This window comes from Bordetella genomosp. 6 (assembly GCF_002119705.1).
Lineage (GTDB): Bacteria > Pseudomonadota > Gammaproteobacteria > Burkholderiales > Burkholderiaceae_B > Bordetella > Bordetella bronchiseptica_F.
The window spans coordinates 1,597,258-1,619,093 of record NZ_CP021107.1; the positions used below are offsets into that span (position 1 = coordinate 1,597,258).

General features: G+C 68.3%; 22 protein-coding genes. 17 read left to right on the forward strand and 5 right to left on the reverse strand.

What is annotated here, in order from left to right:
* Positions 1-5: 5 nt before the first annotated feature.
* Positions 6-443, reverse strand: a complete 438-nt coding sequence (locus CAL11_RS07540) for an HU family DNA-binding protein (protein ID WP_033467147.1) — start codon at positions 441-443, stop codon at positions 6-8.
* A gap of 174 nt (positions 444-617) precedes the next feature.
* Entirely contained in the window at positions 618-758 is a 141-nt protein-coding gene (locus tag CAL11_RS24330; protein ID WP_157668844.1) for a hypothetical protein, read from the reverse strand.
* 115 nt (positions 759-873) lie between these two features.
* Between CAL11_RS24330 and CAL11_RS07545 the strand changes: the two genes are divergently transcribed.
* Positions 874-2,679 (forward strand): SulP family inorganic anion transporter, encoded by a 1,806-nt coding sequence (locus tag CAL11_RS07545; RefSeq protein ID WP_033467146.1) that lies wholly within the window; start codon positions 874-876, stop codon positions 2,677-2,679.
* A 112-nt stretch (positions 2,680-2,791) separates the two neighbouring features.
* On the opposite strand, the gene rpmG is transcribed toward CAL11_RS07545, so the two are convergent.
* From rpmG to CAL11_RS07560, 3 genes are all read right to left on the reverse strand, one after another.
* Entirely contained in the window at positions 2,792-2,959 is a 168-nt protein-coding gene (gene rpmG / locus CAL11_RS07550) for a 50S ribosomal protein L33 (RefSeq protein ID WP_003810296.1), read from the reverse strand.
* A gap of 66 nt (positions 2,960-3,025) precedes the next feature.
* Positions 3,026-3,262: a 50S ribosomal protein L28 gene (gene rpmB, locus CAL11_RS07555; protein ID WP_003810297.1), complete on the reverse strand. Its 237-nt coding sequence runs from the start codon at positions 3,260-3,262 to the stop codon at positions 3,026-3,028.
* Positions 3,263-3,635: 373 nt separating this feature from the next.
* Positions 3,636-4,829 carry a multidrug effflux MFS transporter gene (locus CAL11_RS07560; protein WP_086092575.1) on the reverse strand — a complete coding sequence of 398 codons (1,194 nt, stop codon included), beginning with the start codon at positions 4,827-4,829 and terminating at the stop codon, positions 3,636-3,638.
* Between the two features lie 158 nt (positions 4,830-4,987).
* On the opposite strand from CAL11_RS07560, the gene CAL11_RS07565 reads away from it, so the two are divergent.
* The 16 genes from CAL11_RS07565 to CAL11_RS07640 all read left to right on the forward strand — a co-directional run bounded on the left by CAL11_RS07565 (position 4,988) and on the right by CAL11_RS07640 (position 21,820).
* Entirely contained in the window at positions 4,988-6,253 is a 1,266-nt protein-coding gene (locus tag CAL11_RS07565) for a class I SAM-dependent methyltransferase (RefSeq protein WP_086092576.1), read from the forward strand.
* A gap of 451 nt (positions 6,254-6,704) precedes the next feature.
* Positions 6,705-7,706 (forward strand): ABC transporter substrate-binding protein, encoded by a 1,002-nt coding sequence (locus CAL11_RS07570; RefSeq protein ID WP_033467144.1) that lies wholly within the window; start codon positions 6,705-6,707, stop codon positions 7,704-7,706.
* 173 nt (positions 7,707-7,879) lie between these two features.
* Positions 7,880-8,737, forward strand: coding sequence for an ABC transporter permease (locus CAL11_RS07575; protein WP_033467141.1), 858 nt, complete (start codon positions 7,880-7,882; stop codon positions 8,735-8,737).
* On the forward strand, positions 8,734-9,996 hold the full coding sequence (locus CAL11_RS07580; protein WP_086092577.1) for a quaternary amine ABC transporter ATP-binding protein: 1,263 nt from the start codon (positions 8,734-8,736) through the stop codon (positions 9,994-9,996). The genes CAL11_RS07575 and CAL11_RS07580 overlap by 4 nt, the downstream gene beginning before the upstream one ends.
* A 94-nt stretch (positions 9,997-10,090) precedes the next feature.
* Complete coding sequence (locus CAL11_RS07585; protein ID WP_033467135.1) at positions 10,091-10,465, forward strand: tautomerase family protein; 375 nt, start codon at positions 10,091-10,093, stop codon at positions 10,463-10,465.
* Positions 10,466-10,537: 72 nt separating this feature from the next.
* Complete coding sequence (bktB, locus tag CAL11_RS07590) at positions 10,538-11,719, forward strand: beta-ketothiolase BktB (protein WP_033467132.1); 1,182 nt, start codon at positions 10,538-10,540, stop codon at positions 11,717-11,719.
* 87 nt (positions 11,720-11,806) lie between these two features.
* Positions 11,807-12,577, forward strand: a complete 771-nt coding sequence (locus CAL11_RS07595; protein ID WP_033467129.1) for a spermidine synthase — start codon at positions 11,807-11,809, stop codon at positions 12,575-12,577.
* A 113-nt stretch (positions 12,578-12,690) separates the two neighbouring features.
* Positions 12,691-13,452 carry a GntR family transcriptional regulator gene (locus CAL11_RS07600; protein WP_086092578.1) on the forward strand — a complete coding sequence of 254 codons (762 nt, stop codon included), beginning with the start codon at positions 12,691-12,693 and terminating at the stop codon, positions 13,450-13,452.
* Positions 13,403-14,701, forward strand: a complete 1,299-nt coding sequence (locus tag CAL11_RS07605) for a malonyl-CoA decarboxylase domain-containing protein (RefSeq protein WP_167382460.1) — start codon at positions 13,403-13,405, stop codon at positions 14,699-14,701. The genes CAL11_RS07600 and CAL11_RS07605 overlap by 50 nt, the downstream gene beginning before the upstream one ends.
* Positions 14,698-15,504, forward strand: a complete 807-nt coding sequence (locus CAL11_RS07610; protein WP_033467121.1) for an enoyl-CoA hydratase/isomerase family protein — start codon at positions 14,698-14,700, stop codon at positions 15,502-15,504. Before CAL11_RS07605 ends, CAL11_RS07610 begins: the two co-directional genes overlap by 4 nt.
* A gap of 5 nt (positions 15,505-15,509) precedes the next feature.
* Complete coding sequence (locus CAL11_RS07615; protein ID WP_086092579.1) at positions 15,510-17,051, forward strand: malonate--CoA ligase; 1,542 nt, start codon at positions 15,510-15,512, stop codon at positions 17,049-17,051.
* Positions 17,052-17,247: 196 nt separating this feature from the next.
* Positions 17,248-18,219 carry a Bug family tripartite tricarboxylate transporter substrate binding protein gene (locus CAL11_RS07620; protein WP_086092580.1) on the forward strand — a complete coding sequence of 324 codons (972 nt, stop codon included), beginning with the start codon at positions 17,248-17,250 and terminating at the stop codon, positions 18,217-18,219.
* Positions 18,220-18,375: 156 nt separating this feature from the next.
* Complete coding sequence (gene sodC, locus CAL11_RS07625) at positions 18,376-18,888, forward strand: superoxide dismutase family protein (RefSeq protein ID WP_086094526.1); 513 nt, start codon at positions 18,376-18,378, stop codon at positions 18,886-18,888.
* A 161-nt stretch (positions 18,889-19,049) separates the two neighbouring features.
* Entirely contained in the window at positions 19,050-20,024 is a 975-nt protein-coding gene (locus CAL11_RS07630) for an ABC transporter substrate-binding protein (protein ID WP_033467112.1), read from the forward strand.
* Between the two features lie 109 nt (positions 20,025-20,133).
* Positions 20,134-21,024, forward strand: a complete 891-nt coding sequence (locus tag CAL11_RS07635; RefSeq protein ID WP_033467110.1) for an ABC transporter permease — start codon at positions 20,134-20,136, stop codon at positions 21,022-21,024.
* A gap of 1 nt (position 21,025) precedes the next feature.
* Entirely contained in the window at positions 21,026-21,820 is a 795-nt protein-coding gene (locus tag CAL11_RS07640) for an ABC transporter ATP-binding protein (RefSeq protein ID WP_033467107.1), read from the forward strand.
* Positions 21,821-21,836: the final 16 nt, after the last annotated feature.

The following is a 21,836-nucleotide window of genomic DNA, read 5'->3' on the forward strand; positions in this document are numbered from 1 at the left end:
GGCGCTTATTGCGCGGCGTCCTTCAGCTTCTTCAGGGGGCGAACCTTGACCTTCACCGAGGCGGGCTTGGCCGGGAACCAGCGCTCTTCGCCGGTGAACGGGTCCTTGCCGAAGCGCTTGGCCTTGGCGGGAACCTTCTGCACGGCGACCTTGAACAGGCCGGGCAGGGTGAATTCGCCAGCGCCCTTCTTGTCGACCGAGGCGAGCACCGAGTTTTCCAGGCCGGCCAGCACGGCCTTGACCGACTTGGCTTCCACGCCGGTGTTCTCGACCAGGTAGGCGATCAGTTGCGACTTGTTCAGCGCTTCCTTGATGGGACGCACTGCGGCGGCCGTTTTCTTCACGGCGGGTTTGGCGGGGGCCTTCTTGGCGGGAGCCTTGGCAGGAGCCTTGGCGGCGGTCTTCGTGACTTTCTTGGCAGGCGCTTTTGCTTTGGTAGCCATGGTCAAAATCCGTAGTAGTGAGGATATGGAGGCAGCGTGTTCGCCGGATATTCGATGAACAACACCTCGCGCCCGATGATAGCGGAAACTCGCGCCGCTGCATGCGTTCAGCGCCGAGCAGGGGTACAGGTTGTTGTTTTCAGCGCAACGAATGCGTGCCGACGCTGGTTTTCCCTAGCCGTGCGAGGGGTGCGCGGCGATGCGCGCGGGCGCGTCGAAGCCGTTGTGGACGATGTGCGCGGACTGCTTGGCAGGGGGCTTGGCGATGGCGCGCTCAATCCCGGATGTTTTCTCGCCAGTATCGGAAAGCGCCATGGCAAAGGCGGGTCTCGCCGGCGCGTTGCGCGTGCGCGGCCATGGGTTTACGCTAGCGCCTTTTGACGCGACAGCGGGCGGAGGCGGCCGTGGCGCGGGATACAAGGTCAACAAGATGGGGAAGACAGTACGCGGCGGCGTGGCCGCAATCCTGGGCGGCTGGGTAAACGACATCACTGCCGGCACGCTGCGCGCGGATGCGCAGGCGGGCTTGCTGGGGGCGTTGCTGGTGTTGCCGCAAGGGGTGGCCTTCGCCATGCTGGCCGGCCTGCCGCCCGAATACGGGCTTTATTCGGCCATCGTGCCCTGTGTCGTCGCGGCGCTGTTCGGCTCCAGCCGGCATGTGCTGTCCGGCCCGACCAACGCCAATTCGCTGGCCCTGTTCGCCGTGCTGGCGCCCCTGGCGCTGCCGGGCAGCCCCGGTTATATCCAGATGGCGCTGGCGGTCACCATCCTGGTCGGGGTGATGCAGCTGGCGGTCGGGCTGCTGCGGCTGGGTTCGCTGGCCAATTTCATTTCGCCCTCGGCGCTGTTCGGCTTTACCAGCGGGGCGGCGCTGCTGATCGCCGTGCATGCGCTCAAGGATGCGCTCGGGCTGGAAGGCGTGCAGGCGCACTCCGCCGGCGCGGTCCTGGCGGCGGTGGGCAGCCGTCTGGGCGAGGCGCACTGGGGCGCCAGTGCGGTCGCGCTGACCACCATCATCGTGACGCTGCTGGTGCGGCGCTGGGATCGCCGCAAGCCGCACATGCTGGCCGGCCTGGCGGCCGGCACGCTGCTGGCGGTGGCGCTCAACGCCGGCGTGTTCACCGCGGCGGGCCAGCCGATTTCGGTGCTTGGCGCCCTGGCGCAGCCGTGGCCGCCGTTTCACGTGCCGGCCGTGCAATGGAGCGTGCTGCCCGACCTGGTGGGCGTGGCGGTGCCGCTGACCATCGTCGCGCTGGCGCAATCGATCTCGATCGCCAAGGCGGTCGCGATGCGCTCCGGGCAGTTGATAGACGCCAACCGCGAGTTCATCGGCCAGGGCCTGTCCAATGTCGTGGGCGGGCTGTTCTCGTCGTACCTGTCATGCGGTTCGCTCAACCGTTCGGTGCCGAACTACGAGGCGGGCGCGCGCACGCCGATGGCGGCGGTGTTCGCGGCCTTGCTGCTGGTCTTGCTGGTGCTGGTCAGCAGCCCGGTGCTGGCGCTGATTCCGCACGCGGCCATCGCCGGCCTGCTGATCGTGGTGGCCTGGTCGCTGCTGGACCTGCCGCGCTGGCGCGTGCTGGTGCGCATCGCGCCGCGCGAGGCGCTGATCGCCGCGGCGACGCTGGTGGCCACCGTGACGATCCGCATGGAAATCGCCATCCTGCTGGGCACGCTGCTGTCGCTGACCGCCTACCTGTACCGCACGGCGCGGCCCGCCATGCGCCCGATGGGCTTCGACGCCGCCGATCCGCAGCGCCATTTCGTGGTGCTGGAAGGGCAGTCCGGCGAATTGCCGGAATGTCCCCAGCTGAAGCTGCTGCGCATGGAGGGGTCGGTGTATTTCGGCGCGGCCACGCATGTCACCGACCGCCTGCAGGCGCTGCGCGCAGGGGCGAGCGCCGGGCAGCGCCACCTGCTGGTGATGAGCAAGAGCATGAACTTCATCGACCATGCCGGCGCGCAGGTCTGGGAGGAGGAGTTGCGCAGGCGGCGGGCGGGCGGCGGCGATCTGTATTTCCACCGGCCGCGCCCCGAGGTGCTGCGCGACTGGCGCCGCTCGGGCTTCATCGACCGCCTGGGCGCCGACCATATCTTCCCCGACAAGGCGACCGCCATACACACCATTTACGAGCGGCTCGATCCGGAGATCTGCCGCGCCTGTACGGCACGCATCTTTACCGAGTGCGGCCCGCCGGGCACGGCGCACCAGCCCGGCGCCGAGCGCGCCGAATGAGGCGCTCGGCCGGGGCGGCGCTGCCGCGGCGAGCGCGGCCAAATAAAACGGCCCCGCCAGGGCGGGGCCGCTCACCATGGCGCGCGCACGCGCCATGCCAACGCAAGCCGAATTACTTCAGCTTGGTCTCTTTGTAGTCGACATGCTTGCGAGCGACGGGATCAAATTTCTTGATCAGCATCTTTTCGGGCATGTTGCGCTTGTTCTTGGTGGTCGTGTAGAAGTGGCCCGTGCCGGCAGTCGACTCGAGCTTGATCTTTTCGCGGATACCTTTGGCCATGTCGTGCTCCTGAGGTGTAGTGTTGGCGGCTAATGTCTAGGGGGCTGGTGGGGGCGCAAGCCCTGCTCAGACCGCTTCGCCGCGGGCACGCAGGTCGGCCAGGACGGCGTCGATGCCGTTCTTGTCGATCGTGCGGATGGCTTTTGCCGTCACGCGCAGGCGCACCCAGCGGTTTTCGCTTTCCACCCAGAACCGGCGCGATTGCAGGTTGGGCAGGAAGCGGCGCTTGGTTTTGTTGTTCGCGTGCGAAACATTGTTGCCCACCATCGGGCCTTTACCGGTCACTTGGCATACGCGTGCCATGGATGCACCTCTCTGGGTTGTTCTAGTCCGCGGCGCGTCGGGAATCGGTGACCGGGCATTTGCCGCAAGGTGCTGCGCCGCGGCCGGTGGCCGATTGGCGCCCGGGGGAGGCCCCCCGGCCTTGCCACCCAGTATCTGGATGGGGTCCGCGAGATGGCCGATCCGGCGCCTGTTGCGTCGCGGGGATTCCTGATCCACCAGAACGCGCGCGGCAATCCGTAAGCCAACCCAGGACCTGTGCTTATACCCCGTTGCCTATCCCGCGTGTGTTCACTGCGAGACGCAAATTATGCACACGGCCACAAAGCATAGTAGTCGTGCACGGGAAACTTCAAGTCAAGACATAAAGTCTACTACGAAAACCCAAGGAAAATCAAGCAGGTCTGCGCGCCATGCGGCCAAGCTGCCACGACAGGCAGGCCGAGCCGGCCAGCACCGCCGCCAGCGGCAGCACGCTTTCGGCCGGCCAGATACTGATGATCAGCCCGGCCAGCGCGCCACAGGACAGCTGCAGCGTACCCAGCAGGGCCGATGCCGCGCCCAGGCGCCGGCCCTGTTCGGCCAGCGCCAGGGCGGCCGAGTTGGGATTGACGAAGCCCTGGCTGAACATATAGCCCATCAGGCAGGCCATCAGCAGCGGCAGGCTCATCAGCCCGAGCAGGGCCAGGGCCAGGGCGCTCAGGCTGGCCGCCGCCAGCGCGACCTGGGCGCGCCGCTGCAGGGTGGCCGGCGCGGACTTGCGCAGCAGCCGGGCGCTGATCTGCGAGCCGACGATGAGCGCGGCCGCGTTGGCGCCGAACAGCAGGCCGTAATACTGGGGCGCGATGCCGTACAGCTCGATGAAAATGCGCGGCGAGCCGACGATATAGGCGAACATGCCGGCCTGGCCCATGCCGCCCGCCAGGCTGTGGCCCATGAAGCCGCGGTGCGCCAGCAGGGCGCGGTAATTGTTCAGGATGGTGCCCGCCCGCAGCGGCACCATGCGCTCGGGAGCCAGCGTCTCCTTCATGGTCAGCGCGACGGCCAGCAGCAGCGCCAGGCCGCCGGCGGCCATCAGCCAGAACAGACTGCGCCAGCCGACGAAGGCCAGCAATTGCGCGCCGGCCAGCGGCGCCAGGATCGGCGCCAGGCCCATGATCAGCATCAGCAGCGACATGGCGCGCGCGGCTTCCTGGGTCTCGTAGTGGTCGCGGATCACCGCGCGCGGGATGACGACGCCGGCCGCGCCGCCCAGGGCCTGGGCCACCCGCCACGCCGTCAGGGTCTGGATGTCGCCGGCCAGCGCACAGCCCAGCGAGGCCAGCACGTACAGGATGAGTCCGCCCATCATGGGCAGCTTGCGGCCGTAGCGGTCGGCCAGCGGGCCATAGATGATCTGCGCCCCGGCCATGCCGATCAGGTACGCCGCCAGGGTCCGCTCGACTTCGCCGCGTTCGACGCCCAGGCCGGCGGCGATCGACGGAAAGGCCGGCAGGTACATGTCGATGGAAAAAGGGCCGATGGCGGTCAGCGCACCCATGAGGATGAGCCAGCCCGGCATGCTGCGGGAAATGGTTTTCGGGGGCATGGGAGGGGCGTGCGCGGCGACGGCGTACAGGGCCGTGCGAGCGTTATTGCATGTTTCGAGGCAAGCCGGCCACTTTATCACGGCCAGGCTTGCGTTTGAATTGCAACTGTTTTCCGATAAAGTCTGCGTGTCCGTTCATATTCAGGGGAGAGGAAGTCGTGAATCCTTTGCTGTCTGTGGTGGAACGCAAGCTCCAGGAATTACCGGTACCGGTGCAATTGACCCTGCCTGACGGCACGGTCCTGGGCAGTCCGGAGGCGCGCGTGCGCTTCGTGGCGCGGGACAAGACCGCGCTGGCCCACCTGGCCGAGGGCGCCGTCGGCGTGCTGGGCCAGGACTACGTCGAGGGCCGCATCGATATCCAGGGCAGCATGCGTGATGTGATGGCGGCCGCCGCGGCGCTGCTGCCCAGTTCGCCGGTCGACGCGGCACGCGGCGGCTGGCTGACCGAGCTGGTGCGCAAGGTCACCTCGGTCTGGCGCCATTCGATCGAGCGCGATGCGCGCCAGATCGAGTTCCACTATGACCTCTCCGACGACTTCTACGCCCTGTGGCTGGATCCGCGCCGGGTCTATTCCTGCGCCTATTACCGCACGCCCGACATGACGCTGGCGCAGGCCCAGGAGGCCAAGCTGGACCACATCTGCCGCAAGCTGCGGCTGCAGCCGGGCGAGCGCTTCCTGGACGTCGGCGCGGGCTGGGGCGGCCTGCTGCTGTGGGCGGCCGAGAACTACGACGTCGATGCCACCGGCATCACGCTCTCGCGCAACCAGCACGCCTATGTCAACCGCCTGATCGAGGAAAAAGGCCTGTCCGGGCGGGTGCGCATGGAACTGCTCGACTACCGCAAGCTGGATGAAGGCACGCCGTACGACAAGATCGCGTCGGTGGGCATGTTCGAGCACGTCGGACGCGCGCAGCTGCCGGCCTATTTCGCCAAGCTGCGGCGGCTGGTCAAGCCGGGCGGGCTGGTGATGAACCATGGCATTACCGCGGGCGGCGTCTACAACGCCGAGCTCGGCAACGGCATGGGCGAATTCATCGAGAAGTACATCTTCCCGGGCGGCGAGCTGACCCACATCAGCAGCGTGCTGGAGGCGGTGACGGCGGGCGGCCTGGAAGCGGTCGACGACGAGAACCTGCGCCCGCACTACGCGCGTACGCTGTGGGCCTGGAGCGACGCGCTGGAAGCGTGCCTGCCCGAGGCCGCGCGCATCCTGCAGGGAGAGCAGGGCGAGCGTTCGCTGCGCGCCTACCGGCTGTACCTGGCCGGGTGCGCGATGGGTTTCGAGCACGGCTGGATTTCGCTGCACCAGGTGCTGGTCACGACACCCGCCACGGGCCGCGCCGACGAGCTCGACATGGCCCAGGACCTGGCCTATCCATGGCGGCGCGATTACATCTACGCAGGCAACGCCCGCTAGGGCGGCCGCCGGTCCTGGCGCCATGCGCAGGACCGGCGGCTGCAAATCATTTCATCTCAAATTGAAACCAAATGAATCCGCATTGTGTTGCGTCGCAGCACTGCGCGGACGCTGGTTTTGCGCCGGGCGCCTAGGGGCTTTCCCCGACGCCTGAACAGGGTGAATGTATCCGTTTGCTTCCGGTTCGGGGTTGGTCGAGAATTCAAAATCGTCTAAGATGCGGCCTTCTTCGTTTAGTTTCTTTCAAATTTCTGCGAGCCTTGTGCCGGCAACCTGCCGGTGACCAGGCCGCTGTCTTACAGGATGGCCCCAGCCCGCGGCGCGGCCTCCTGCTGCTAGTGTCGGTTTGTATTGGCGGTTCTGCCCGTCTTCCGCACAACCCCCTTAGCTCCACGGCATGGTCCGGCGTCTGCCCGGTCCCGTGTCCCTGAACCTATGGAGGCAAAAGCCAATGCGTTTCACCCCAGTAAAGACCCTGGCCGCCCTGGCCGCACTATGCGCGTTCAGCGGTGCGGCCCAGGCAGCCGACAAGCCCCAGTGCGAAATCTCGCGGCCCGTCAATTTCGGCGGCATGAATTGGGAGTCCAACCTCGTCCTCGTCGACATCGAGCGCTTCATCATGGAAAAGGGCTACGGCTGCAAGACCGAGGTCCTGCCCACCGAAACCCTGCCGGCGCTGGCCGCCCTGGAGCGCGGCGACCTCGACATCAATACCGAAATCTGGCTCAACAGCGTTGCCGATCCCTGGGAGCGCGCCCAGAAGACCGGCAAGGTCAAGCGGGTGGGCGAGCTCTACATGGGCGGCGAAGCCTGGTTCGTGCCGCGCTACACCGCCGAGCGCCTGCCCGAGCTGAAGGCGGCCGCCGACCTGCCCAAGTTCAAGGACCGCTTCAAGGACCCCGAGGAACCCGGCAAGGGGCGCTTCTATGGTTGTCCGGCGGGCTGGGGCTGCGAAGTGACCAGCACCAACCTGTTCCATGCGCTCAAGCTGGATGACAGCTACACGCTGTACTCGCCCGGCACGGGCGCGGCGCAGAAGGCGGCCCTGATGTCCGCCTACAAGCGCAAGCAGGATGTGGTGTTCTATTACTGGTATCCCACGCCGCTGGTCGGCTCGATGGACCTGGTCAAGCTGGAACTGCCGCCGTACGATGCGGAAAAGCACAAGTGCCTGACGGCGCCCAAGTGCAGCGATCCGCAGCCCAGCGCCTATCCCGAGAACCCGGTGTTCACCGCCGTGAATACCCGGTTCTCGGAAGAGGCGCCCAAGCTGACCGAGTTCCTGTCCAAGGTGGCGGTGCCGCTGCCGGTCATGGACCAGACCCTGGCCCACATGGAAGAGTCCGGCGACGAGTCCGCCGCCGTGGCGCAGTGGTTCCTGAAGAACCAGGCCGATGTCTGGAAGAAGTGGGTGCCGGCCGACGTGGCCGAGCGCGTCCAGACCGCCCTGTAGCGGTCCAGGGCCGCGACGGCGCCGTTGCGCCGCCGCGGCCCGCGATGGCGCCCTGACGGGGGCGCCGATCGCGCCCGGCGCGGCCGCAGGCCCCGGGCATCCCGTGTCGCCGGCTCCGTACGCCGGAGCGGCCCTTTCCCCGGCCGCGCGACACGCCAGAATGGAGTCGCCTGATGTTCCCTGAAGTTATTCCCGCGCGCGCAGTGCGCGGGGCCATCGACGGATTCGTCGATCATCTCGTTACCAACTACGCCGACACGCTCGAAGCGATGTCGCAACCTTTCCTGAGCGTGCTGGTCTGGCTGGAGCAGGTGCTGCGCCAGTCGCCCTGGTGGGCGGTGGTGGCGGTCACCATCGCCATCGCGTGGCTGGTCAGCCGCCGCATCGGCCTGAGCCTGGCCATGGGCGCGCTGCTGTGCGTCATCGGCGTGCTGGGCCTGTGGGACGCCGGCATGCAGACGCTGGCGCTCATGATCATGGCCGCCGGCCTTTCGGTGGTGATCGGCATCCCGCTGGGCGTGCTGATGGCGCGGGTGGACTGGCTGCGCGCCGGCATGCTGCCGGTGCTGGACGTGATGCAGACCATGCCCAGCTTCGTGTACCTGATCCCGGTCGTGATGCTGTTCGGGCTGGGCAAGATCCCGGCCATCATCGCGACCGTGATCTACGCCGTGCCGCCGCTGATCCGCCTGACCGACCTGGGCATCCGCCTGGTCGACCGCGAAGTCCTGGAGGCGGCGCGCGCCTTCGGCGCCAACCCGCGCCAGCAGCTGTTCGGCGTGCAGCTGCCGCTGGCCTTGCCCAACATCATGGCCGGGATCAACCAGACCACCATGATGGCGCTGTCGATGGTGGTCATCGCCTCGATGATCGGCGCGCGCGGGCTGGGCTATGAAGTCCTGCTGGGCATCAACCGCCTGGAGGTCGGCCGCGGACTGCTGGCCGGGCTGGGCATCGTCGTGCTGGCGGTGCTGTTCGACCGCATCACGCAATCGTACGGGCAACGCGTACGCAACGGAGGCCAGCGATGAGCAAAATCGAAGTCAAGAATATCTACAAGATCTTCGGCCCGCATCCCGGCAAGTGGCTGCAGGCCGCGCGCGACGGCATCAGCAAGGAAGACCTGCTGGCCAGGAGCGGCCACACGCTGGGCCTGCGCGACATCAGCCTGTCCATCGAGGAAGGCAGCATCTACGTGATCATGGGGCTGTCGGGTTCGGGCAAGTCGACCCTCATCCGCCATTTCAACCGCCTGATCGAGCCCAGCGCCGGCCATATCCTGGTCGATGGCGTGGACGTGGTCAGCCTGAACAAGCGCGATCTGGAGACGTTCCGCCAGAAGAAGATGAGCATGGTGTTCCAGCGCTTCGGCCTGTTCCCCCATCGCACGGTGCTGGACAACGCCGGCTACGGGCTGGCGGTGCAGGGCGTGGCGCGCCCCGAGCGCGAGCAGCGGGCCCGCCACTGGCTGGAGCAGGTCGGCCTGTCCGGTTTCGAGAACCAGTATCCCCACCAGTTGTCGGGCGGGATGCAGCAGCGCGTGGGGCTGGCCCGGGCGCTGGCCACCGACGCCGAGATCCTGCTGATGGACGAGGCCTTCTCGGCGCTGGACCCGCTGATCCGCCGCGAGATGCAGGACCATCTGCTGCAGCTGCAGGCCAAGCTGAACAAGACCATCGTGTTCATCACGCACGACCTGGACGAGGCGCTGCGCCTGGGCAATCGCATCGCGATCCTCAAGGACGGCGAGCTGGTGCAGGAGGGCACGCCGGAAGACATCCTGCTCAATCCCGCCACCGAATACGTGCAGTCGTTCCTGCAGGACGTCAACCGCACCAAGGTGCTCAACGCGGCGCACGCGGTGAACCCGCCGCGCCTGACCTTGACGATGCGCTCGCGGCCGGCGCATGCGCTGGATCGCATGCAGGCGCTGAGCTACGAATATGCGCCGGTGCTCGATGGCAAGCGCCTGGCGGGCGTGCTGATGGCCGCCGCCGCGCAGCAGGCGGTGGAGGAGGGCGCGCGCGACGTGTCGCGCTTCGTCGAGGACCTGGCCTCGGTGCCGGCCACCGCCGGCCTGGACCAGGTGCTGGCGCAACTGGTGCACAGCGACCAGCCGGTGGCGGTGACGGGCGAGGGCGACGAGTTCATCGGCATGCTGTCGCGCAAGAAGGTGGTCGAGCTGGTCACGCCGGTGCTGGCCGAGTCCGACGCCGCCGGCGGGCCGGGCGATGCGGCGGAGGCGGCCTCGGACGGCGCGGGGCAGGCGCACGAGCGCGACGCGGCTTGAGCCCGCGGACTTCGCGGCGCGCCCCGACGGCGATATGATGGCAGACGGTCACCACGGGGTGGCCGTTTTTCTCAATCGCTACCGGAACCATGTCATGCCTCTCTTGAATGTACAGATCATGCAAGGCCACCAGCCGGCGCAGAAGTCGGCGCTGCTCGCGGCCGCCTGCCAGGCTGTGGTCGACAGCATCGGCGCGCCGCTGTCCAGCGTACGCGTCGTGCTGGAGGAAGTCCCCGCCGCCCATGTCATCGTGGCGGGCGAACTTGGCCGGCAAATGGCGCTGGTGACGGTGGACATGATCGCCGGCCGCACCGACGAGCAGAAAGAGGCGCTGATCGGGGCGCTGAACCGCGCCGTGTGCGACAGCATAGGCATCGACGGCACGGACGTGCGCGTGATGATCCACGACGTGCCCAAGGCCGGCATGGGCGTGGCCAATGGCATCAGCGCCCGGGCGGCGGGCCGCTGAAGCATGCCGCGCCCGGCGGCGGTATGATCGATTGCATGGCCATACCGCATGAAAACAGGAGGAATTGACATCATGAACGAAGTCGTAGTCGTAGCCGCAGCCCGTACCGCCATTGGCGATTTCGGCGGTGGCCTGAAAGACGTGGCGCCCTGCGACCTGGGCGCCACGGTCATCCGCGAAGCGCTGGCGCGCGCCGGCGTGGCCGGCCCCGAGGTCGGCCACGTTGCCGTCGGCCATGTCATCAACACCGAGCCGCGCGACATGTACCTGTCCCGCGTGGCCGCCATCAACGCCGGCATCGGCAAGGAAACCCCGGCGTTCAACGTCAACCGCCTGTGCGGGTCGGGGCTGCAGGCGATCGTGTCGGCCGCCCAGACCATCATGCTGGGCGATACCGAGATCGCCGTGGGCGCGGGCGCCGAAAGCATGAGCCGCGCGCCGTATATCGCCCCGGCGCAGCGCTGGGGCGCGCGCATGGGCGACAGCGCCATGGTCGACATGATGACCGGCGCGCTGTCCGATCCGTTTGGCCGCATGCACATGGGCGTGACGGCCGAGAACGTGGCGGCGCGCTATTCCATCAGCCGCGCCGACCAGGATGCGCTGGCGGTGGAGTCGCACCGCCGCGCCGCGGCCGCCATCGACGCGGGCCGTTTCCGCGACCAGATCGTCCCGGTGACGCTGAAGACGCGCAAGGGCGAGACGGTGTTCGATACCGACGAACACGTGCGCCGCGATATCACCCTCGAAAGCATGGCGGCCCTGCGGCCCGTGTTCCAGAAGGAAAACGGCACGGTCACGGCGGGCAACGCGTCGGGCCTGAACGACGGCGCGGGGGCGGTGGTGCTGATGAGCGCGGCCGCGGCGGCGCAGCGCGGCATCGCGCCGATGGCGCGCCTGGTGGCGTATGCGCATGCCGGCGTGGATCCCGAGATCATGGGCATCGGCCCGGTGCCGGCCACACAGGCCGCCCTCAAGCGCGCCGGCCTGACCGTGGACCAGCTCGACGTGATCGAGGCCAACGAGGCGTTCGCCGCGCAGGCCTGCGCGGTGACGCGCCAGCTGGAGCTGGATCCCGCCAAGGTCAATCCGAACGGCAGCGGCATCAGCCTGGGCCATCCCATCGGCGCGACCGGGGCCATCATCACGGTCAAGGCCTTGTACGAACTGCAGCGCGTGGGCGGCCGCTACGCGCTGGTGACGATGTGCATCGGCGGCGGGCAGGGCATCGCCGCCATTTTCGAGCGCGTCTGACGCCCCGGGCTCGCGGCGCCGCCGGTGCCGCGAGCCCGGCCGCGGCATGGGACAAGGGTGTGAGGGCGCAGTGGCTACAATGCCGCGATGCCTATTCGCCACACCCCCTCAGAACTCGATCAACCCTCGCTGTCCGAAGCCGACGGCATCCGTTATCTGCATTTCGGCACCGAGTGGGTGCAGGGCGCGATGATGATCCGCGACCCGGCCCGGCTGGTGCTTGAATACACTGCCCAGATGATGGCGTGGCTGCTGTTTCTCGAACCGCCACGCGAACAATCCATCGGCCTGCTCGGCCTGGGCGCGGGGTCGCTGGCGCGGTTCTGTCTCAAGCACACGCGCAGCCCCGTGACGGTGGTCGAATGGAATCCCCAGGTCACCGCGGTCTGCCAGATGTTCTTCCGCCTGCCTACGTCGCAGCGCCTGGACGTGCATCACGAGGATGCCGGCGCCTGGGTGGCCGATCCCGCGCACGCCGGCGATTGCCCGGTGCTCATGGTCGACCTCTACGACGCCATGGCGTGCGGCCCGGTGCGCGATTCGGTCAAGTTCTACCGCGATTGCCGCCGCGTGCTGGGCGAGGTGGGCGTACTGTCGGTCAACCTGTTCGGCCGCCACGAGAGCTACGGGCGCAATATCGACAACCTGAGCAAGGCTTTCGACGACCGCCTGGTGGTGCTGCCCGAGATCGACGCGGGCAACCAGATCGTGCTGGCGTTTTCCGGCCCGCCGCTGGCCATCACGCCGGCCGACCTGCTGGCGCGCGCCGAAGTCGTCGAGGCGCAGTACAGGTTGCCGGCGCGCCGCTGGGCGCGGGCGCTGACCCGCCACGCGGTCGACGGCGTACTGCACTTCTGAGCGGGCGGCCGCCACCCCTGGGAATACCCTAGGCGTACGGCGCTTACCGCCCGCGCGAAAGCAGGCTACCATGGGTTTATTCATAATTATGAATTACCGCAGAGGGCAGCCCGATGACTACACCCATCGTCCGGCAGGCGTTGTACCTGGAAGTGGCCGATCGTCTGCGCACCATGATCCGCACCCACGCGCTGGGCGCCGGCGCCTGGGTGGACGAAGCGGGGCTGACCGAGCAGCTGGGCATTTCCCGCACGCCGCTGCGCGAAGCCCTCAAGGTGCTGGCCACCGAGGGCCTGGTGCGCCTGGAGCCGGGCCGGGGGTGCTTCGTCAATGAGCTGACGGTGCGTGACCTGGAGCAGATCTTTCCGCTCATGGCCATGCTGGAGGGGCGCTGCGCCTTCGAGGCGGCGCAGCGCGCCGGCGAGGACGACCTGCGCGCGCTCGAACCCTTGCACCGCGCCTTGCAGGCGCATGCGCAGGCTGGCCGCATCGACGCCTATTACGAGACCAACTTCCGCATTCACGTCGCGGTGCAGGCCCTGGCCGACAATCGCTGGCTGTCCGACATGGTCGACAACCTGCGCAAGGTGCTCAGCCTGTTCCGCCACAAGAGCCTGGCGCTGCCGGGGCGCATCCGCGAATCCTGCGCCGAGCACATGGCCATCTTCGCCGCGCTCAAGGCGCGCGACCCGGAAGGCGCCGAGGCCCTTACCCGCAAGCACCTGCTGCGCCAGCTGGCCGCCTTGCAGGCGCTGGCCGGGCAGGAGCCGGCCGGGGCCGCCGCCATCGACTCACCCGCCGTTCAGGCCGTACAGGAGCTCAGCCATGTCCGCACTCGATCCCCAGGCATCCGCACGCGTCGCACGCACGCCTGACGCCGAACCGGAAGCGGCCGATGCATCGGCCGGCGAAAGCGCCGGCCTCATTGCCCGGTTGGGTCGCCTGTTCGAGCGCGACCGGATGCCGCCGCCGGCCGACCTGGCGCAATTGTTCGAGGCGCGCCTGACCGACGTGCGCGCCAACAAGCTGGCGCAGGCCTGGCGCCTGGCCTATGAGCAGGCCGATGGCAAGCGGCGCCGCGCCATGCTGGGCGGGCTGGCGCAGGTCGGCGCGGGCATGCAGGGCGACGGGGCGCAGGGCACGCGCCTGTTCAAGCGGTTCAATGCCTTGCCCGACGGGCTGCGCTTCCTGGTGGCGCTGCGCGCCGACATGCTGCGCTGGCGCAAGCAGGTCGCAGGATTGCAGGCGCTGGACAAGGAGCTGGAGGCGCTGCTGTCGGCCTGGTTCGACGTGGGCCTGCTGGAGTTGCGTCCGCTGACCTGGGATTCGCCCGCCTCGCTGCTCGAGAAGCTGATCCTCTACGAGGCCGTGCACGAAATCCGCTCGTGGGACGACCTGCGCCACCGGGTGGCGGGCGACCGGCGCTGCTACGCGTATTTCCATCCGCAGATGCCCGACGTGCCGCTGATCTTCGTGGAGGTGGCGTTTTCCGCGCAGATGGCCGACAACGTCCAGGCGCTGCTGGACACCGGCGCGCCGCCGCAGGACCTGGACAAGGCGCGCTGGGCGATCTTCTATTCCATCTCGAATACGCAGCCCGGCCTGCGCGGGATCAGCTTCGGCAACTTCCTGCTCAAGCGCGTGATCGACCGCCTGTTGCAGGAGCTGCCCAAACTGAAATTCTTCGCCACGCTGTCGCCCATTCCCGGTTTCGTCGACTGGCTGTCGCGGCTGGACGCGCAGGAGGTCGAGCAGACGGTGCGCGACAAGGCACGCACGCGCAGCGGTGCGCCGGATGGCGCGCGCTGGGCAACGCGGCTGGCGCGCGCGGCTACGGGCAAACCGTCGGAAGTGGTGCAGCGAGCCGGCCTGCGCCTGGCCGCGCGCTACCTGCAGGCAATGCGGGGCGGCCAGCCGCTCGATCCGGTGGCCCGGTTCCACCTGGGCAACGGCGCGCGCATCGAGCGCCTGAACTGGGCCGCCGACACCTCGGCCAAGGGGCTGGCGCAGTCCTGCGGCATGATGGTGAACTATCTCTACGAACTGGGCGAGCTGGACGGCAACCTGGCGCGCCTGAACGAGGGCAAGCCGCAAGTCAGCCGCGGCATTGCGCGCCTGGGATGAGCCGCGCCATGAAGCCGAGTTCCCAGCCTGGGCAGGTCCTGTGCCGTGTCGACGCCGGCGTGGCGCATGTCACGCTGAGCCATCCGGGCCGCATGAATGCCCTGACGGTCGCGATGTGGCGGCAGCTGCGCGAGGTCTTCGAGGCGCTGGGCGCCGACGCGGCGCTGCGCTGCGTGGTCGTCGGCGGCGCCGAGGGACACTTCGCCGCCGGCGCCGACATCCGCGAGTTTCCGGCCGAACGCGCCGACCTGGCCGGAGTGCAGCGTTATCACCGCGAGATCCTGGCGCCGGCGCTGGCCGCGGTGGCCGCCTGCCCGCATCCCGTGCTGGCCCGTATCGAGGGCGTATGCGTGGGCGGCGGGCTGGAGATCGCCGCGCAGTGCGACCTGCGCATCGCCGCCGAGTCGGCCCGCTTCGGCGTGCCGATCGGCAAGCTGGGTTTTCCGATGGCGCCGGACGAAATGCGCGGCCTGCTCGAACTGGTGGGCCGCGCGGCGACGCTGGCCATCCTGCTCGAGGGACGCGTCTTCGACGCCGCCGAAGCGCTGCGCCTGGGGCTGGTCACGCGTACGGCGCCCGCGGCCGAACTGGACCAGGCGGTGCAGCGCAGCGTGGCCGCCATCCTGGGCGGCGCCCCGCTGGCCGCGCGCATCAACAAGCGCCAGGCGCGCCGCCTTTGCGCCGGCGCGCCGCTGGGCGAAGACGAATACCTGGATTTCTTTTCCTATGCTGAAAGCCGCGACCACCGGGAGGGCGTGCGCGCCTTCCTGGCCGGCACGGCCCCTACATTTACCGGAGACTAGACAAGGTGAGCAACGCCAACCTGTATGCTGTGCTGGAGGGGGGCTTCCCCGCCGATCGCGACCGCGTCGCGCTGGAGACCCCGACGCTGCGCTATACCTGGAACGACATCGACCGCGCCAGCGCCTGCCTGGCCAATCTGCTGGCCTCGCTGAAGCTGCCGGCCGGCGCGCGGGTGGCGGTGCAGGTCGAGAAGTCGCCCGAGGCGCTGCTGCTGTACCTGGCCACGCTGCGCGCGGGGCTGGTCTACCTGCCGCTGAACACGGCCTACCGCGAAGCCGAGATCGAATACTTCCTGGGCAACGCCGAGCCGGCCGTGGTCGTGTGTACCAGCGCCAACGCCCAGTGGGTGCGCCGCGCCGCCGCCAAGGCGGGCAGCGCGCACGTCTATACCCTGGACGAAGACCGCACCGGCACGCTGCTGCAGGCCGCCGCCGCGATGCCGCAGCGCTTCAGGACGGTGGCGCGCCAGGCCGGCGACCTGGCCGCCATCCTGTACACATCCGGCACCACCGGCCGCAGCAAGGGCGCCATGCTGTCGCACGGCAACCTGGCCTCCAACGCCCGCGTGCTGCACCAGTACTGGGGCTGGCGCGAGGACGACGTGCTGTTGCACATGCTGCCGATTTTCCACGTGCACGGTCTGTTCGTCGCCTCGCACGGGGCGCTGCTGGCCGGCGCGCGCATGATCTGGCTGCCCAGGCTGGACGTGGACCAGGCGCTGCGCTACCTGCCGCAAAGCACCGTCATGATGGGCGTGCCCACCTATTACGTGCGTCTGCTGGCCGACGCGCGCTTCGACCGCGCGGCCTGCGCCAACATGCGCCTGTTCATCTCCGGCTCGGCGCCGCTGCTGACCGAGACGTTCACGGATTTCCAGGCCCGCACCGGCCACACCATCCTGGAGCGCTACGGCATGAGCGAAACCGTCATGCTGACCTCCAATCCCTACCGGCCCGGGGACGGCGAACGCCTGGGCGGCACGGTGGGCAAGGCGCTGCCGGGCGTGCAGGTGCGGGTGGTGGACGACGCGGGCCAGGCGCTGGCGGCCGGCGAGATCGGCAACGTGCAGGTGCGCGGGCCGAACGTCTTCTCCGGCTACTGGCGCATGCCCGAGAAGACGCGCGAGGAGTTCACCGCCGACGGCTGGTTCAAGACCGGCGACGTGGGCCGCTGGGGCGGCGAGTCGGGCGGGCGCGCGGTGCCTGCCGATTACCTGTCGATCGTCGGACGCAGCAAGGACCTGATCATCTCCGGCGGCTACAACGTCTACCCCAAGGAGATCGAGACGGTCATCGACGAGATGCAGGGCGTGCTGGAGTCGGCCGTCATCGGCGTGCCGCATCCCGATTTCGGCGAGGCGGTGGTGGCGGTGGTGGTGCCGCGCGCCGGCGCGGCGATCGATGTCTCGGCCATGCAGGCCGACCTGAAATCGCGCATCGCCAATTTCAAGGTGCCCAAGCGGATCCACGTCGTGGACCAGTTGCCGCGCAACACCATGGGCAAGGTGCAGAAGAACGTCCTGCGCGATACCTACGCCGCGTCCTGACGCGATATCGACGGCGCGCGCCGGGCGGCGCGCGCCTCCATGAAACAGACCAGGGAGGAGTGCAGACCACCAGACAGACAACCGCACGATTTGGACGCGTCAGATGTACATACAAGCCGGCCGCCAGCATGGCGAGCGCGGCGCATAACAGACCGGGCCTTCAGGCCCCGCTACGCTGTACCAACGAGGAGACACCATGAAATACCCCATCCTGGGCGCCGCGCTCATCGCCGCGACGGCGCTGGGCGCCGCGGCGCCGGCTCAGGCCGCCTGGCCGGAGCGTCCCGTCACCATCATCGTGCCGTTTCCGGCCGGAGGCGGCACCGACACCTTCGCCCGCCCGCTGGCCCAGCAATTGGGCATGCAGCTGGGCCAGAGCGTGGTCATCGACAACAAGGGGGGCGCGGGCGGCACCGTGGGCGCCGCCGTGGCGTCCAAGGCCAAGCCTGACGGTTACACCTTCTTCATGGGGGGCGCCCACCATGCCCTGGCGCCATCGCTGTACAAGAACCTGAGCTACGACATCCAGAAGGATTTCGTGCCGGTGGCCCTGCTGGCGCAGCCGCCCCAGGTCGTGGTCATCAACACGGCCAAGCTGCCGGTCAAATCGCTGCAGGAGTTCATCGAATATGCGCGCAAGCGGCCGGGCGACATCAACTTCGGCACCGCCGGCAAGGGCAGCACCCACCACCTGGCCGGCGAGCTGTTCGCCATGCAGACCGGCATCAAGCTGGTCGACGTGCCGTACCAGGGCGCCGGGCCGATGCTCTCGGCCCTGATCGGCGGCCAGGTCGACCTGGCCTTCGACGGGCTGGGGTCGTCGGCGGGGCATATCCGGGCCGGCACCATCAAGCCGCTGGCGGTGGCGGCGTCGCAGCGTTCGCCGTCGTTCCCCGACGTGCCCACCGCCGCGCAGGCGGGCGTGCCCAACTACGAGGTCTCGACCTGGTACGCCCTGTGGGCGCCGGCCGGCACCCCGCAGGAGGCGGTCGACAAGATGACCGCCGCCGTGACCAAGGCCTTGAACGATCCCAAGATCAAGGAAACCTGGGCGGGCAACGGTTCGGCCATTCCCGACCTGACCGGCCCGCGGTTCGGCGAATTCGTCGATAGCGAAGTGGCGCGCTGGGCCAAGGTCGTCAAGGATTCGGGCGTCACGCTGGACTGAGCGGGTGTACAGTGAGGGACGAAAGGAGAGCCGCGCCAGCCGGCGCCGCTCTTCTTTCATCGCTGGTTCCGTATCGCAGTCGGCCTGGCCGCGGGACCGCATGGCGCGGGCTTGGCCGTGCGCCAGCCCCGGCGGGCCCTTTTCAAGGAGCATGTGATGAAGTCCCTGATAGCCTTGGCTTTGGCGGCCATGTCCGGCGTGGCCGCCGCCCAGTCCGTCGAAATGTCCCTCCTGAGCCCCAAGGGCGACGACCAGAAGATCGGCCAGATCAAGTACGAGCAAACGGACTACGGGGTGTTGTTCACGCCCGACCTGCACGGCCTGTCGCCCGGCGTGCACGGCTTTCACCTGCATGCCAAGCCCTCTTGTACGATGACCAAGGTCGACGGCAAGGACGTGGTTGGCGGCGGGGCGGGCGGACACTGGGATCCGGACAACACCGGGGCCCACAAGGGGCCCTACGACAAGACCGGCCACAAGGGCGACCTGCCGGCCATGTACGTGGCGGCCGACGGCAAGGCGACCTATCCGGTGCTGGCCCCGCGCCTGAAGGTCGCGGACCTGGCCGGCCATGCCCTGATGATCCATGTCGGCGGCGACAATTACAGCGATCACCCGGCCGCGCTGGGCGGCGGGGGCGGGCGGATGGCCTGCGGTGTCGTGAAGTAAGAAGGGGTGCGCCGTCGCGCGGCCGGCCGTTCTAGGGATATCCCGCGCCTTGGGGCCGGCCGGCTCACGTTAGACTACACGGTTTCATGGCCGCACGATCTGCGGGAGGCCGCGGGGGCGCCATGGACGATAACTACCCGAGGGTCTAAGGAGCAAACAACATGCTGATCGGAAAAAAACATTTTCTGACGGTAGGCGCGCTGGCGCTGGCGATGGCTATCCACGCCGCACCGGTCATGGCGCAGCAGAAATCGGTGGCGGTCACGGCCATCGTCGAACACCCCGCGCTCGACTCGGTGCGCGACGGCGTGCAGGACGCCCTGAAACAGGCGGGTTACGAATCGGGCAAGAATCTGAAGTGGCAATACCAGAGCGCCCAGGGCAACACCGGCACGGCCGCGCAGATCGCGCGCAAGTTCGTCGGCGACCGGCCCGATGTGATCGTGGCGATCGCCACGCCGTCGGCCCAGGCCGTGGTGGCGGCCACCAAGGACGTGCCCGTGGTGTACTCGGCCGTGACCGACCCGGTGGCCGCGCAGCTGGTGCCCTCGATGGAGGCCTCCAACACCAACGTCACGGGCGTGTCCGACCTGTTGGCGCTGGACAAGCAGATCGAGCTGATCGGGAAGGTGGTGCCCAATGCCAAGCGCGTGGGCATGGTCTATAACCCGGGCGAGGCCAACTCGGTCGTGGTCGTCAAGCAGATGCAGGACCTGCTGCCCAAGGCCGGCATGACGCTGGTCGAGGCGGCCGCGCCGCGCACGGTGGACGTGGCCTCGGCCGCGCGCAGCCTGATCGGCAAGGTCGACGTCATCTATACCAACACCGACAACAACGTCGTGTCGGCGTACGAGTCGCTGGTCAAGGTGGGCAACGACGCCAAGATCCCGCTGGTGGCTTCGGACACCGACAGCGTCAAGCGCGGCGCGATCGCCGCGCTGGGCATCAACTACCGCGACCTGGGCGTGCAGACGGGCAAGATGGTGGTGCGCATCCTCAAGGGCGAAAAACCCGGCGCCATGCCCTCCGAGACCAGCTCCAAGCTGGAGCTCTACGTGAACCCGGGCGCGGCCGCCAAGCAGGGCGTGACGCTGTCCGACGCGCTGGTCAAGTCCGCGGCGCAAGTCATCAAGTAATCGCGTATTCGGCCGGGCGCCACGCGGTGCCCGGCCGGCATTTCCACCGAACACAATTCAAGGCAGCGCCGGCCTCATCCACAAGACAGGGCTGGCCAGGTTCTCCTACATGTCATTGTTCTCTTTGCTCGGGGCGTTGGAAATCGGCCTGATCTTCAGCCTGGTCGCGCTGGGGGTGCTGATTTCCTTCCGCCTGTTGCGCTTTCCCGACCTCACGGTCGACGGCAGCTTTCCGCTGGGCGGCGCGGTGGCCGCGACCCTGATCGCCGCGGGCTACGACCCCTTCACCTCCACCATCATCGCCACCTTCGCCGGCGCCGCCGCCGGGCTGGTCACCGGCTGGCTCAATGTGCGGCTGCGCATCATGGACCTGCTGGCCAGCATCCTGATGATGATCGCGCTGTACTCGGTCAACCTGCGCATCATGGGCAAGCCCAACGTGCCCCTGATCACCGAACCCACCGTCTTCACCCTGCTGCAGCCGCAGTGGCTGAGCGATTACGTGGCGCGGCCGCTGATCCTCCTGGTGGTGGTCATCATCGTCAAGCTGGCGCTGGACTGGTTCCTCGCCACCCAGACCGGCCTGGCCATGCGCTCTACCGGCTCCAACGGCCGCATGGCGCGCGCCCAGGGCGTCAATACCGGCGCCATGATCCTGGCGGGCATGGCGCTGTCGAACGCCCTGGTGGCGCTGGCCGGCGCGCTGTTCGCGCAGACCCAGGGCGGCGCCGACATCTCGATGGGCATCGGCACCATCGTCATCGGGCTGGCCGCGGTCATCGTGGGCGAGAGCATCCTGCCGTCGCGCCGCCTGGTGATGGCGACCCTGGCGGTCATCCTCGGCGCCATCGTGTACCGCTTCTTCATCGCGCTGGCCCTGAACAGCGATTTCATCGGACTCAAGGCACAGGATCTGAACCTGGTGACGGCCGTGCTGGTCACGATCGCCCTGGTAATCCCGATGCTCAAGCGCCGCCTGGTCGGCAGGAAGGGGGCTTGACATGCTGAGCGCCAAGGATCTGCACATTACCTTCAATGCCGGCACGCCGATCGAGACCCGCGCGCTGCGCGGGCTGTCGCTGGACATTCCGAATGGCCAGTTCGTGACCGTCATCGGCTCCAACGGGGCCGGCAAGTCGACGTTTCTCAATGCCATCTCCGGCGACCTGCCGGTCGATACCGGCACCATACGCATCAACGATGCCGACGTGACCCGCCAGCCGGTCTGGGAGCGCGCCGGACGCGTGGCGCGCGTGTTCCAGGACCCCATGGCGGGCACCTGCGAAGACCTGACCATCGAGGAGAACATGGCGCTGGCCCAGATGCGCGGCGCCAGGCGCGGCTTCAGCCGGGCCGTCAAGGCGTCGATGCGCGACGGTTTCCGCGAGCGGCTGGCGACCCTGGGCCTGGGGCTGGAGAACCGCCTGGCCGACCGCATCGGCCTGCTGTCGGGCGGACAACGCCAGGCGGTCAGCCTGCTGATGGCTGCGCTGCAGCCCTCGCGCATCCTGTTGCTGGACGAGCATACGGCCGCGCTGGACCCGCGCACCGCCGATTTCGTGTTGCGGCTGACCGCCCGCATCGTGGCCGAGAGCCAGCTCACCACCATGATGGTCACGCACAGCATGCGCCAGGCGCTCGACGTGGGCGAGCGCACCGTCATGCTGCACCAGGGCCAGGTGGTGCTGGACGTGTCGGGCGACGAGCGCAAGGGCATGGACGTGCCAGACCTGCTCGCCATGTTCGAGCGGGTGCGCGGCGAGAAGCTGTCCGACGACGCGTTGCTGCTGGGCTGAACCGCCCGAGGGGAGG

Excerpts from the sequence above, each read along its gene's own strand:
- CAL11_RS07540 (WP_033467147.1), bottom strand. The coding sequence starts at position 443 with ATGGCTACCAAAGCAAAAGCGCCTGCCAAGAAAGTCACGAAGACCGCC.
- CAL11_RS24330 (WP_157668844.1), bottom strand. The coding sequence starts at position 758 with ATGGCGCTTTCCGATACTGGCGAGAAAACATCCGGGATTGAGCGCGCC.
- CAL11_RS07545 (WP_033467146.1), top strand. The coding sequence starts at position 874 with ATGGGGAAGACAGTACGCGGCGGCGTGGCCGCAATCCTGGGCGGCTGG.
- rpmG (WP_003810296.1), bottom strand. The coding sequence starts at position 2,959 with ATGGCCAAAGGTATCCGCGAAAAGATCAAGCTCGAGTCGACTGCCGGC.
- rpmB (WP_003810297.1), bottom strand. The coding sequence starts at position 3,262 with ATGGCACGCGTATGCCAAGTGACCGGTAAAGGCCCGATGGTGGGCAAC.
- CAL11_RS07560 (WP_086092575.1), bottom strand. The coding sequence starts at position 4,829 with ATGCCCCCGAAAACCATTTCCCGCAGCATGCCGGGCTGGCTCATCCTC.
- CAL11_RS07570 (WP_033467144.1), top strand. The coding sequence starts at position 6,705 with ATGCGTTTCACCCCAGTAAAGACCCTGGCCGCCCTGGCCGCACTATGC.
- CAL11_RS07575 (WP_033467141.1), top strand. The coding sequence starts at position 7,880 with ATGTTCCCTGAAGTTATTCCCGCGCGCGCAGTGCGCGGGGCCATCGAC.
- CAL11_RS07580 (WP_086092577.1), top strand. The coding sequence starts at position 8,734 with ATGAGCAAAATCGAAGTCAAGAATATCTACAAGATCTTCGGCCCGCAT.
- CAL11_RS07585 (WP_033467135.1), top strand. The coding sequence starts at position 10,091 with ATGCCTCTCTTGAATGTACAGATCATGCAAGGCCACCAGCCGGCGCAG.
- bktB (WP_033467132.1), top strand. The coding sequence starts at position 10,538 with ATGAACGAAGTCGTAGTCGTAGCCGCAGCCCGTACCGCCATTGGCGAT.
- CAL11_RS07595 (WP_033467129.1), top strand. The coding sequence starts at position 11,807 with ATGCCTATTCGCCACACCCCCTCAGAACTCGATCAACCCTCGCTGTCC.
- CAL11_RS07600 (WP_086092578.1), top strand. The coding sequence starts at position 12,691 with ATGACTACACCCATCGTCCGGCAGGCGTTGTACCTGGAAGTGGCCGAT.
- CAL11_RS07605 (WP_167382460.1), top strand. The coding sequence starts at position 13,403 with ATGTCCGCACTCGATCCCCAGGCATCCGCACGCGTCGCACGCACGCCT.
- CAL11_RS07610 (WP_033467121.1), top strand. The coding sequence starts at position 14,698 with ATGAGCCGCGCCATGAAGCCGAGTTCCCAGCCTGGGCAGGTCCTGTGC.
- CAL11_RS07620 (WP_086092580.1), top strand. The coding sequence starts at position 17,248 with ATGAAATACCCCATCCTGGGCGCCGCGCTCATCGCCGCGACGGCGCTG.
- sodC (WP_086094526.1), top strand. The coding sequence starts at position 18,376 with ATGAAGTCCCTGATAGCCTTGGCTTTGGCGGCCATGTCCGGCGTGGCC.
- CAL11_RS07630 (WP_033467112.1), top strand. The coding sequence starts at position 19,050 with ATGCTGATCGGAAAAAAACATTTTCTGACGGTAGGCGCGCTGGCGCTG.
- CAL11_RS07635 (WP_033467110.1), top strand. The coding sequence starts at position 20,134 with ATGTCATTGTTCTCTTTGCTCGGGGCGTTGGAAATCGGCCTGATCTTC.
- CAL11_RS07640 (WP_033467107.1), top strand. The coding sequence starts at position 21,026 with ATGCTGAGCGCCAAGGATCTGCACATTACCTTCAATGCCGGCACGCCG.